This window comes from Nocardia sp. NPDC004168 (genome assembly GCF_040610355.1).
Taxonomy (GTDB): Bacteria; Actinomycetota; Actinomycetes; order Mycobacteriales; family Mycobacteriaceae; genus Nocardia; species Nocardia sichangensis.
The window spans coordinates 314297-325941 of sequence record NZ_JBEXME010000007.1 but is presented as its reverse complement, the minus strand read 5'-3'; the positions used below and the strand labels follow the sequence as shown (position 1 = coordinate 325941).

The following is an 11645-nucleotide window of genomic DNA, read 5'->3' as shown; positions in this document are numbered from 1 at the left end:
CTCGGCCACCGACTCGAACGCATCCTCACCACCATCGCCACCAACCCCCACACCCCCATCGGCGACATCGACATCCTCGACCGAACCGAACGGGAAATGGGCACGGCCAGAAGCGTTCCCACCCCGCCGCCGAACTCGGCGGCGACCGCGGGCACCACACTCGCCCAAACACTCGTGGCCGCCGTCGAGGACGATCCGGACGCCCCCGCCATCCTGTCCGGCGACGACGAGCTGTCCTACCACGATCTGGAGACCCGCTCGTCGCGTTTGGCGCGGGTACTCATCGCGCGGGGCTGCGGCCCCGGCGCGGGCGTGGCACTGCGTCTGGATCGCGGCATGGAAGCGGTCATCGCGACCTGGGCCGTCCTCAAAACAGGCGCCGCCGTCGTCCCCGACACCGCACTGCCCGACGACCTCGAGGCCAAAGTCGGCCTCACCCTCGGCGATCCACCCACCGGCACCCTCGACTGGCTCGCCCTCGACGACCCCGCCGTCATCGCCGAGATCGCCGCCGAATCACCCCGCCCGGTCACCTACGCACACCGCACCCGGGCACTGACCGGCACCGACCCGGCCTTCGTCGGGGACCAGACCCTCAGCTACGACGATCTCGCCATCGCGGCCGCGCAACTGCGCGACCGGGACGAACTCACCTACGAGTCCGAGATCCCCTACCGCGGCGAACCGAGATCCTCCGCCGTTGTCATCGAACTGGTCGCCGCCGGGATGGTCGGCGCGGCGGTCGTCCTGGACACCGACGAGGAGGTGCAGGCCGACAAATGCGTGACCGGTTGATCGTTCCGGCCGCGCCGGAGCCGGATCGGCGACTTCGGCCGAGCAGAGCTCAACTGAAGTGGACGACCGAGAGGGTGCCTGCGACGATGCAGTACATGGCGAACGGCAGTAGGGTCCGGGTCTGGAAGTAGCGCTCCAGGAACCGTACTGCCAGCCACGACGACACCCCGGAGACGATGGCTCCGAACAACACCGGTCCACGGATGCCTTCGGTTTGCGGGCCGACCAGTTCCGGTAGTTCCAGGACTCCCGCGCCGAGGATCGCCGGAGTGGCCAGCAGGAAGGCGAATTTCGCCGCGTGCTCGTGCGCGAGACCCCGCGACAGGCCGCCGACCATGGTCAGGCCCGCACGGCTGAAGCCGGTCAGCAGCGCGCCGACCTGAGCGAAGCCGATGCCGAGAGCGTCCGCTGTCCCGAGGGCGGCCAGCGGCCGGTCGGATTGGCGCCGGGTCTCCGCCTCGGCCGTGAGGGTGCCTCTGCGGGCTTCCCGCCGAGCGAACCGCCGCCCGTATTCGGCCAGCGACGGCTCGTTCCGCCGGCGCAATCCCTCGCCGACGATCAGCACGATGCCGTTGAGCGCGAGAAAGATACCGGCGTAGAAAGGCGTCCCGAACAGCGCGTGCAGCGGATGTTCCAGCAGGAAGCCGAGCACGCCGACCGGAATGGTGGCGACGACGATCGACCAGGCCAGCCGCTGGGGGATGGTGTCGAGGCGGCCGGTGCGCAGCGTGGTGAAAAAGCCCGCCACGATGACGCACCAGTCGCGCCAGTAGTAGCCGAGCAGCGCCACCGCCGTCGCCACGTGCAGCGCCACCACGAACGCCAGATACGGTGTGCCCGCACCGGACTCGCCCTCGCCGGTCAACTTCTCCCAGTCGCCTCCGAGCCATGCCGCGACCAACACGGAGTGCCCCAGGCTGGAAATCGGGAACAGTTCGGTGACACCTTGCACCGCCCCGATGACTGTCGCTTGAAAGTAAGTGAGCATCGCCCCGAGTCTCGCACGCACACAACGCAACCGCGTGAGGGCCTCTCGCGGCCGGCGACGACGGCGGTCCCGCCGCGGCGGTGGCGCTGTCGCGGCGGGACCGGAATGTCGTTGCGCGGCAGCCAAAGCCGCGGAAGGACCGTCGGAGCTCGCAGAGGATCGACGAGACGAAGAGGGCACGCGGCTTCGGAATCCATGGGCGGTATGGCCGGGATCCAGGTGGGGGAAGCCGCACCGGCGCGGCAAAGCAGCTGGTCCCGAACACATCACAGAGGATCTGTGACGTCGATCATTTGATCACCGTCGGCGAGCTCGATGCCGTTCAGGCGGTGGCGCCGGAGGATTCGGCGACCAGGTCGAGCGCGATGTCGACGATGAGGTCCTCCTGCCCGCCGACCAACCCGCGACGGCCCACCTCGAGCAGGATCGTGCGCACATCGATGCCGTAACGCCGCGAGGCGGTTTCGGCATGCCGCAGGAAGGACGAGTAGACCCCGGCATAGCCGAGCGTGAGTGTTTCGCGGTCCACGCGGACCGGGCGGTCCTGCAGGGGCCGCACCAAGTCGTCGGCGGCGTCCTGTAGCGCGAACAGATCGCAGTTGTGCTTCCAGCCGTGCAGGTCGGCGACGGCGACGAAAGGCTCGATCGGGCAGTTGCCCGCTCCGGCGCCGTGCCCGGCGAGCGAGGCGTCGACCCGGGTGACGCCTTCTTCCACCGCCACGACGGAATTGGCCACCGACAGCGAGAGATTCTCGTGCGCGTGGATCCCGATCTCGGTGCCGGGGTCCAGCACCTCGCGATAGGCGCGGACCCGGTCACGGACTCCGTTCATGGTCAGCCGGCCGCCGGAATCGGTGACGTAGACGCAGTGCGCCCCATACGATTCCATCAGTTTCGCCTGTTCGGCCAGGCGAGCCGGTTCGGCCATGTGGGACATCATCAGGAATCCGGAGACGTCCATCCCGAGTTCCCGTGCGGTGGCGATGTGCTGGGCGGACACGTCGGCTTCGGTGCAGTGGGTGGCTACGCGCACCGAGCGCACACCGAGCCGGTAGGCGTGCTTCAGTTCTTCGATGGTGCCGATGCCGGGCAGCAGCAGCGAGGTCAGCCGGGCGTGCGTGAGATTGTCCGCGGCGGCTTCGATCCATTCCCAGTCGGTGTTGCTTCCCGGGCCGTAGTTCAGGCTGCCTCCGGCGAGACCGTCGCCGTGGGCTACTTCGATGCCGTCGACACCGGCCGTGTCGAGCGCCGCCACGATCCGGCCGACGTCGTCCGGAGTGATGCGGTGGCGCACGGCGTGCATGCCGTCGCGGAGTGTGACGTCTTGGATGAACAGTTGGGTGGTCATCGGAGCGCTTCCTGTCCCGCCGGCGCCGCGGCGATCGTGTCGGCGATGGATTCGGCGTAGCGCACGGCCGCCGAGGTCATGATGTCCAGATTTCCCGCGTAGGCCGGGAGGTAGTGGGCGGCGCCTTCGACCTCGAGGAACACCGTCACCTGATGGGTGGGCACGGTCGCCGTGTCCGGGCCGAGCAGGGTGTGCACCGGTTGGTCCTGCGGGACGGCGGTGATCTGGACTTGCTGCTTGAGGCGGTAGCCGGGGACGTAGGTGGCCACGTGCGCGATCATCTGCTCCACCGATTCGCGAATCGCCTCATGGGTGCCGGGATCCGGGGCGGTGACCAGGCACAGCACCGTGTCGCGCATGATCAGCGGCGGGTCCGCCGGATTGAGGATGATGATGGCTTTGCCGCGCCGCGCGCCGCCGACCGTTTCGATCGCGTGCGCGGTGGTTTCGGTGAACTCGTCGATATTGGCCCGCGTGCCCGGCCCCGCCGACTTCGAGGCGATGGACGCGACGATCTCGGCGTAGGCGACCGGCGCCACGCGCGAGATGGCGGCGACGATCGGGATGGTGGCCTGCCCGCCGCAGGTGACCATGTTGACGTTGGGCGCGTGGCGATGCGCGTCCAGGTTCACCGCCGGGACGACGAACGGGCCGAGCGCGGCGGGCGTCAGATCGATCAGGCGTTTGCCGAGCGGTTCGAGCACCGCGGCGTGGGCGGCGTGGGCTTTGGCTGAAGTCGCGTCGAAGACCACGTCGATCTCGCCGAAGTTCGGCAGTTCCAGCAGGCCTTGCACGCCGTCGGACGTGGTGGGCACGCCGAGTCTGCGCGCGCGGGCCAGACCGTCGGATTCCGGGTCGATGCCGACCATCGCGCCCATCTCCAGGACGGTCGAGTGCCGGATCACTTTGATCATCAGATCGGTGCCGATATTGCCCGATCCGATCACCGCGACTTTGAGCTTGGCGGGGCTGTCGTTCATGGTTTCACTCCCGAATGAAGGTCGCGGTCACCGATCCGAGACCGGTGATGTCCGCGGCGACGATTCCAGGGCCCTGGATCGGCGCCATCGGTCCGAGCGCTCCGGAGAGCACTGTCTGCCCGGCGCGCAGTGGCCTGCCGAACTCGCGAGTGGTCCGCGCCAGCCAGGCCAGTGCGTGCAGCGGATCGCCGAGGCAGGCCGCGCCGTTTCCCGTCGACACCTCGACACCGTCGATCGACATCCGCATCTGTGCCGTGACGGGCTCGAAGGAATCCAGGGTGCGGCGTTCGGCGCCGAGCACGTACAAACCGCTCGAAGCGTTGTCGGCGACGGTGTCACCGAAGGTGATGTCCCAACCGGCGATGCGGCTGTCGACGATCTCGAGCGCGGCCACGGCGTAGTCGACCGCGCCGCGGACCTGCTCGTCATCGAGCGGCCCCTCCGCCAGGTCCGCGCCGAGCACGAACGCGATCTCGGCTTCGACCTTCGGCTGCAACAACCGGCTCAGCGGCACGGGTGTGTCCTGCCCGTAGTACATGTCGTCGAACAACACTCCGAAGTCCGGTTGATCGACACCGAGCTGCCGCTGCACCGCCGGGGAGGTCAAGCCGATCTTGCGGCCGACCACCTCGGCGCCCGCCGCGATGCGCTCGGCGGTCAGCAGTTCCTGCACCGCGTACGCGGCGGTCACGTCGTCGGCACCGATCAGATCGCGCACCGGTCCGCACGGGGTGCCCGAGCGGGCGGCCGCGCTGAGCAGGTCGGCGGCGGCGATCGTGGCAGCGTCGGCAGCCACGGAGCGTCGGTCAAGGCCTGGGGGTGTTGGCATCGGAAGTCCCGGATCTCGTGAGGGGTGAAACAGTGCTCTCACTGTCGCCGCAGGTGGGCGCATCCGCCAGCATTGCGTTCCACTGAGCCGAACGCCGCCGCGGTAGAGTGAGCGGGTCCTGAGGTTGGAGGTCGACCGTGTCATCCGCGTTCGCTGGTCGTGCGATAGACGGTTCGACCGTGCTCGGCAAGATCATGGCCGTGCTCGAGGCGTTCTCGATCGATGACACCGCGTTGAGCCTGGCCGAGCTGGGACGGCGCACCGGCATTGCGAAGGGCACTCTGCACCGGGTCCTCGCCGACATGGTGGCGGTCCGACTACTGGACCGGAACGACGCCGGGTATCGGCTCGGAAGCTATGTGTTCGAGCTCGGGATGCGCGCATCGGTCGAGCGGAGTCTGCTCGAAGTGTCCATTCCATTCCTGGAGGAACTCAACGCGCGTATCCACGAGACCGTGCATCTGGGCATTCTCGACGGCACGGATGTCGTGTACCTGACGAAGATCGGCGGACGCAGGCAGGCCAGTGCCCCGTCCCGGATCGGGGGCCGTATGCCGGTGCACTGCACGGCCATCGGCAAAGTATTACTGGCCAACGCCGACGCGGCGCTTCGGGACGAGGTGCTGGCCGGGCCGCTTCGCCGCTACACCCCCCGGACGATGGCCCTACCGGGCACGTTGCGCACCCAGCTCGATCGAATCGCGGCCGACGGAGTGGCCTTCGAATTCGAGGAATCCGCGCCCGGCATCGTCTGCGTGGCCGCCCCCGTTCGCGAGGTGGACGAGGTGGTCGCAGCGATCAGCGTGGCGGGCCCGTCCCATCGGTTCAATCCCGAGACCCACGCGGCATCGGTTCGCGCGGCCGCCGACGGCATCGGAGCGACCCTGACCCGGCGGACCCGGTTGCTGTCCGCGCCTCCCGCCTGAGCACGAGGAAGACCCCGCCCGGCACGAGGCCGGACGGGGTCGGTAGTCCCGCAACGCGTATTCGTCGCTGAACCGCAGCCCGCGCTCCGCCGCACGCGTACGAAAGCAGGCACAGGCAGGGTAAAAGGTCGGCGAATCCGAGTTAGCTGACGGGTTCCCAGAAGGTATATCCATCTGTTACATTACCGATGCGGAGCCTATATAAACACGTGCTGCTCCTTTCGTCCGAACGACAACGACGTCACCGGACATCCGACCCGACAACGACGTCGGCAGGCCGACAACGGGGTCGGCCACAAACGGATCCCATCCACCAGACAGCGCCTCGAGTTCTCGCCCATGCATCGCTCGCGACGGCCCGGCAGCGGTCGGCGCCTGCTCGCGCGGCCGTCCGACGTTCCGGCCGATTCGCGCCGCGCGGCACGGAGACGGACCACTCGCGGCGACGTGCCACCCGATCGGACATTGAGCCGGAGGAACCCATCGACATGCCGATCCCCTTCTCGACCGGGTTCGATTTGATCACCGCACTCGACGTGCGCAATGTCGAAGCGCATCTCGCCGAGGCCGTCGCGGGCTGTACCGCGTGCGCCACGACCGCCAGACCTGGGCCCGGCTGCCCCGCGGGTCTCGCCGCACAGATCCACAACGCCGCGACGGCTCCGCTGACGGCGATCGAGATCATCGACGGACTCCTCGCGCTGCGCCGGACGCCACAACCGGACGGGGCGTAGCACACGCGCACGTGCGCCGTCATACCGGAATAAGGTAGTTCAGAGGACGTCCGCGGATCCGCTCCGCGTGGGCCGGGACAGGGAAACCGGACCGCACGCTCCCCCGGCCGCACGTGCCGTGAGCACTGAGGAGTTCAGTCCACCGGGACATCTCCCCCGCTGCTCGTACTCGCACCCGGCGAACCGGCGGCCGGGGATCAACTCGATGTCGTCGTCTGAGTTCGGGGAAAGCGGTGGCCCATGACATCCGCCCACCATGCGCTCAAACGCGACTCGGGCCAGATGATCCGGTCTCGGTCTTCATCGTCGGTGCCGGGCACGTTCGCGTCCTCGATCACGATGCAATTCCTTTGCGCCATTCAACCTTAGGGGCCCCTCGTTCTCGTGCGGCGCAAACGATTTGATGACATTTGTCGAACCGGCCGGTGGTCGAGCAGCGGGGATCCCCCGATCGCGTACCGGCGCGACCGCGCTGTCGAGCCGATACGTGCACCGGGTACCACCCGCGACCACAAACAAACCGTTCTTTCGGTGCCAGTTGCCGGAACCGCCGTGCGTGCCGAGGCGCAGCCGCCGCCTGACTTCGGTCACCTCACCAGGTGAGGACCGGTTTGACGACCGTGCCCGCGCGCTGGTCGGCGAGCGCGACATTGATGTCGGCGTGCGGGTAGGTCGTGACGAGACGGTCGATGGGGAACCGTCCCGCGGCGTGCAGGTTCAGCAGCTGCGGGATGAAGGTCGCGGGCACCGCGTCGCCTTCGAGGCAACCGCGGATCACCTTGCCGCCCAACACGATATCGCGCAGATCGATCGCCGGGACCCCGGCGCCCAATCCGACCGCGACCACCGTGCCGCCGATCGCCGCCGCGCCTGCCGCCGTGGCGAGCACGTCCGCCGATCCCGTGGTGTCGAGCGCGTGGGTCGCCCCGCCGTCGGTCAGCTTCCGGATCGTGGGCACGATGTCGTCGGCCGCCGGATCCAGGGCCGCGGTCGCGCCGAGTTCCCGCGCCAGCGCCCGCCGGACGGGTGACGGCTCCACCACAACCAGTTCGGCGACCTCGCACGCCACCGCCGCCAGCACACCCGCCATACCGACCGCGCCTGCGCCGTAGACCGCGACGCGGGCATCGTGATCCGGCCGTAGCACATTGAGCACCGCTCCGGCGCCGGTGAGGAACCCGCAGCCCAGTGGGGCGAGGACAGCCGGATCGACCTCGGTATCGACGACCACCGTGTTGTCGGCGGTGGTCAAGGCGTACGCGGCGAAGCTGGACTGGCCGAAGAACCCGTCCCGCACCGCGGTTCCGGCGACGGTGACCCGGCGCGACCGGTCCGCCCGCGCGCCGAACTGGTTGAGTTCCACCGCTCGCACGCAGTACGCCGGGCGTCCCGCTCGGCAACTGCGGCACGACCGGCAGTGCCGGAAGGTCAATACGACACGGTCACCGGGATGGACACCGGTCACCGCCGCGCCGACGGCCGCCACCACTCCGGCGCCCTCGTGGCCGAGCAGCACGGGACGGTCGGCGGCCCCAGCCGCCCGGGTGACCAGGTCGGTGTGGCAGATGCCGGTGGCCTGGACCCGGACCAGGATCTCGTCCTCGCGGGGGGCGTCGATCTCGACGGATTCGACGGTGAACGGCGCGGCGGGGTCGCGCGACAGCACCGCGGTGGTGGTCACCATCGGTCAGATCCGCTCGAGCAGGAAGTAGAAGTACTCGCCGTCGGCGAGCACCAGCTCCGGCCTGCCGTTCATGATGCCCATCAGCGTGTTCTCGTCGAGCCATTTGAAGTGGTCGAAGACCGGGCGCTTGTCGTAGACCATGGTGGCGGTGACCTCGCCGCGGAACTCGATGTTCCACAATGTCGCTTCCCCACCGCCGCCGAGTTCGACATCGGAGAACAGCGATCCGTCCTCGGCGCGGCAGATCAACGGTTTGGCGTCCAGCACACTGTGGAACGTCTTGCCGTACCAGCGGCTCACCGACAACGCTTTGCGCAGCGGATGCCCGGTCGGGAACGCCGCTCCCTTCCACTCGCCGAGGATGTCCTCGGCGCGCGCGGTGGGCAGGCCGGCCCACAGCGCGTCCAGCTCCGCCGCGGTCACTCCGGTCTCCCGCGCGACGAGTTCTCGCCAGCCAGCCCCCACAGAGCCCATAACCATCCTCGTTCCCGCCGCCGTTTCCAGAACCTTTTGGTTCGGCAACTGTATAGCCGAACCAAAAGGTTCGGCAAGATAGGATGCGGCAATGCGCGCAGCAGGTCAGGCCACCCGCGAACGAATCCTCGTCGCGGCCAAAGCGGAGTTCGCCCGGTACGGCATCGCGGGAGCGCGCATCAACCGCATCGCCGACGCGGCCAAAGCGAGCAAGGACCGGCTCTACGCGTACTTCGCGAGCAAAGACGAGCTCTACGCCGCTGTCACCGAGGAATGGGTCGCCCAGACCACCGACGAGACCGCCCTCGACGCCGCGGATCTGCCCGGTTACGTCGGCCGGCTCTTCGACCACTACGTCGCGCACCCGGACAACGCCCGGCTGCAGGCATGGGCGGAGATCGAGCAGACCCACATTCCCGCCGCCGAAGACGCCATCCGCCGGACCATCGCGGGAAAACTCGCCGAGATCCGCCGCGGCCAAGAGCAGGGATTGATCACCGGGGCGTTCGCGCCCATCACCTTGATCGTCATGCTGACCGACCTCGCCCGCACCGCGGCCATGCACGCCACCCGCACCACACAGCACAACATCACCGAACGCCGCGCCGCCACCGTTCTGGCCGCACGACGGCTGGTCAGCCCGGAGGCGACCCGAGCCGACGGCGGTCGCTAGATCTCGGGGCTTGCCGATCCGGCCCACGAGGTGGTGGGCTGATGGGAGCGTCGCAGCGCTCATACCGCGCACAGTGTTCTCCCGAAGAAAGGCGGTGCACCAGGTACTCGCCGGTGGACGACCGCCGGACGGTAAGCCCCGAGACCACGACGGAGAAACGCATGGACGAGATCGAAGGCACACCGCGGCTCACAGCGTTCCCACGCATCGACGACTACGGGTTCATCTCCGATTGCGAGGTCACCGCCTTGATCGCGCCCAGCGGCGCCATCGAGTGGATGTGCCTGCCGCGCATGGACTCTCCCAGCGTCTTCGCCGCGATACTCGATCGCTCCGCCGGCTCGTTCCGGTTCGCTCCCGCCGACTTCGTGGTGCCCACCGATCGTCGCTACATCCCGGGCACGATGGTCATGGAGACGAGCTGGCGCAGCGGCGAGGGCTGGGCGACGGTGCGCGACGTGCTGCTGGTCGGACCGTGGCGGCACCAGAAACCCGGCCGCAGCGCCCACCGGCGCACGCCCACGGACTACGACGCCGAGCACATCCTGCTGCGCACAGTGCACTGCGAGACCGGGCAGATCCAGTTCGGGCTCGACTGCCAACCGGCCTTCGACTACGGCAGGCATCGCGCGCGGTGGGAGTACCTCGGCAGTTATCACCTCGCACAGGCCGGCGCCGACGGGACCGATCTGCAACTGACCTTGAGCACCGACATGCGCTTGGGCCTGGAGGGCACGCACGCGGTCGCCCGCACCCTGTTGAAGAAGGGAGACACCCGCTTCTGCGCGCTCGCCTGGGGCAGTCGTGACGCTCCCCGCGACGTCGCGGAGGCCGAAGAGCGGCTGCTGCGCACGATCCACCACTGGCGGCACTGGCTGGCGGGCGGGCGATTTCCGGACCATCCCTGGACCGCCGAACTCACTCGCAGTGCGCTCACGCTCAAGGGATTGACCTTCGCTCCCACCGGGGCCGTCGCTGCCGCCGCCACCACGTCACTACCCGAAACACCTGGTGGTGAGCGTAATTGGGACTACCGCTATTCCTGGATCCGCGACTCCGCCTTCGCCTTGTGGGGCCTGTACACGCTGGGTTTCACCTGGGAGGCGAACGACTTCTTCTCCTACATTCTCGACCTGACCGAAGAAGCCCGCGACATGCAGATCGTCTACGGCATCGGCGGCGAGACCGATCTCGCCGAACAGACCCTCCCCCACCTGCGCGGCTACGACAACGCGGGCCCGGTGCGCATCGGCAACGAGGCCTACCGGCAACGTCAGCACGATGTGTGGGGCGCCGCGCTGGACGCGGTCTATCTCTACGGCCGTCATCAAGATCAGATCGATGCGCGGGCCTGGCCGCTGCTGGGCCGTGCGGTCAAGAGTGCCCTCACCTACTGGCGTGAGCCCGACCACGGCATCTGGGAAGTCCGCGGACAGCCCAGGCACTTCACCTCGAGCAAGGTCATGTGCTGGGTCGCCGCCGACCGCGGCGCCCGGCTGGCCCGCATCCACCAGGACTTCGCCCGCGCGCACCGGTGGCAACAGGCCGCCGACGAGATCCACGCCGACATCTGCGCACACGCGGTCGACTCCCGGGGGGTGTTCACCCAGTACTACGGCAGCACCTCGCTGGACGCTTCGACCCTGCTCATCCCACTGGTACGTTTCCTGCCACCCGAGGACGAGCGGGTGCGCAACACGGTGCTGGCCATCGCCGAGGAACTGACCGAAGACGGTCTCGTCCTGCGGTACCGCGTCGACGAGACCGACGACGGGTTCGCCGGGGAGGAAGGCGCTTTCACGATCTGCTCGTTCTGGCTCGTATCGGCGCTGTCGGAGGTCGGCGAGAAGAAGAAAGCCAAGCAGCTGTGCGAAAAACTGCTCGGCTACGCCAGCCCCCTCGGCCTCTACGCCGAGGAGATCGATCCCCGAACCGGCCGACACTGGGGCAACTATCCGCAGGCGTTCACCCACCTCGCCCTGATCAATGCCGTCATGCACGTCATCCAGGACGAGCAAACACTCCTGCGGCAGGCGCTCGGCGGTGAATCGATCGCACCGCGACTGGACGACGCATCGCTCACCCGGGGATACATCCACCGCTGACCAGAAACCCGATCGGCGAAACCCGCTGCACCCCAACGGTGGGCGGCCTTCGCACCGCCACGTCAGCGGAGTCAGTACTATCGCGTTCGACTGTTAACAGGACTAAGGA

At 68.3% G+C, this 11645-nt stretch carries 12 protein-coding genes; 5 read left to right on the top strand and 7 right to left on the bottom strand.

What is annotated here, in order from left to right; genetic code table 11:
- Positions 1-795: AMP-binding protein (locus tag ABZW96_RS17005; RefSeq protein WP_355075538.1), on the top strand; the 795-nt coding region annotated here is incomplete at its 5' end.
- Positions 796-844: 49 nt separating this feature from the next.
- Here the strand turns inward: ABZW96_RS17005 and ABZW96_RS17000 are convergent.
- From ABZW96_RS17000 to ABZW96_RS16985, 4 genes are all read right to left on the bottom strand, one after another.
- Entirely contained in the window at positions 845-1783 is a 939-nt protein-coding gene (locus ABZW96_RS17000) for an undecaprenyl-diphosphate phosphatase (protein ID WP_355075536.1), read from the bottom strand.
- A gap of 322 nt (positions 1784-2105) precedes the next feature.
- Positions 2106-3131, bottom strand: coding sequence for a 4-hydroxy-2-oxovalerate aldolase (dmpG, locus tag ABZW96_RS16995; RefSeq protein WP_355075535.1), 1026 nt, complete (start codon positions 3129-3131; stop codon positions 2106-2108).
- On the bottom strand, positions 3128-4111 hold the full coding sequence (locus tag ABZW96_RS16990; protein ID WP_355075533.1) for an acetaldehyde dehydrogenase (acetylating): 984 nt from the start codon (positions 4109-4111) through the stop codon (positions 3128-3130). Before ABZW96_RS16990 ends, dmpG begins: the two co-directional genes overlap by 4 nt.
- Before the next feature lie 4 nt (positions 4112-4115).
- Positions 4116-4940 carry a fumarylacetoacetate hydrolase family protein gene (locus ABZW96_RS16985; protein WP_355075530.1) on the bottom strand — a complete coding sequence of 275 codons (825 nt, stop codon included), beginning with the start codon at positions 4938-4940 and terminating at the stop codon, positions 4116-4118.
- A gap of 194 nt (positions 4941-5134) precedes the next feature.
- On the opposite strand from ABZW96_RS16985, the gene ABZW96_RS16980 reads away from it, so the two are divergent.
- Positions 5135-5866, top strand: coding sequence for an IclR family transcriptional regulator (locus ABZW96_RS16980; RefSeq protein ID WP_355075564.1), 732 nt, complete (start codon positions 5135-5137; stop codon positions 5864-5866).
- Between the two features lie 488 nt (positions 5867-6354).
- Positions 6355-6600 (top strand): hypothetical protein, encoded by a 246-nt coding sequence (locus tag ABZW96_RS16975; protein WP_355075527.1) that lies wholly within the window; start codon positions 6355-6357, stop codon positions 6598-6600.
- A 197-nt stretch (positions 6601-6797) separates the two neighbouring features.
- Here the strand turns inward: ABZW96_RS16975 and ABZW96_RS16970 are convergent, their stop codons facing one another.
- From ABZW96_RS16970 to ABZW96_RS16960, 3 genes are all read right to left on the bottom strand, one after another.
- Positions 6798-6938 (bottom strand): hypothetical protein, encoded by a 141-nt coding sequence (locus ABZW96_RS16970; RefSeq protein ID WP_355075525.1) that lies wholly within the window; start codon positions 6936-6938, stop codon positions 6798-6800.
- A gap of 254 nt (positions 6939-7192) precedes the next feature.
- Positions 7193-8281, bottom strand: a complete 1089-nt coding sequence (locus ABZW96_RS16965) for an NAD(P)-dependent alcohol dehydrogenase (RefSeq protein ID WP_355075562.1) — start codon at positions 8279-8281, stop codon at positions 7193-7195.
- Between the two features lie 6 nt (positions 8282-8287).
- Positions 8288-8758 carry a DUF4334 domain-containing protein gene (locus ABZW96_RS16960; protein WP_355075523.1) on the bottom strand — a complete coding sequence of 157 codons (471 nt, stop codon included), beginning with the start codon at positions 8756-8758 and terminating at the stop codon, positions 8288-8290.
- A 91-nt stretch (positions 8759-8849) separates the two neighbouring features.
- Between ABZW96_RS16960 and ABZW96_RS16955 the strand changes: the two genes are divergently transcribed.
- On the top strand, positions 8850-9431 hold the full coding sequence (locus ABZW96_RS16955; RefSeq protein WP_355075522.1) for a TetR family transcriptional regulator: 582 nt from the start codon (positions 8850-8852) through the stop codon (positions 9429-9431).
- 161 nt (positions 9432-9592) lie between these two features.
- Positions 9593-11536, top strand: coding sequence for a glycoside hydrolase family 15 protein (locus tag ABZW96_RS16950; protein WP_355075520.1), 1944 nt, complete (start codon positions 9593-9595; stop codon positions 11534-11536).
- Positions 11537-11645: the final 109 nt, after the last annotated feature.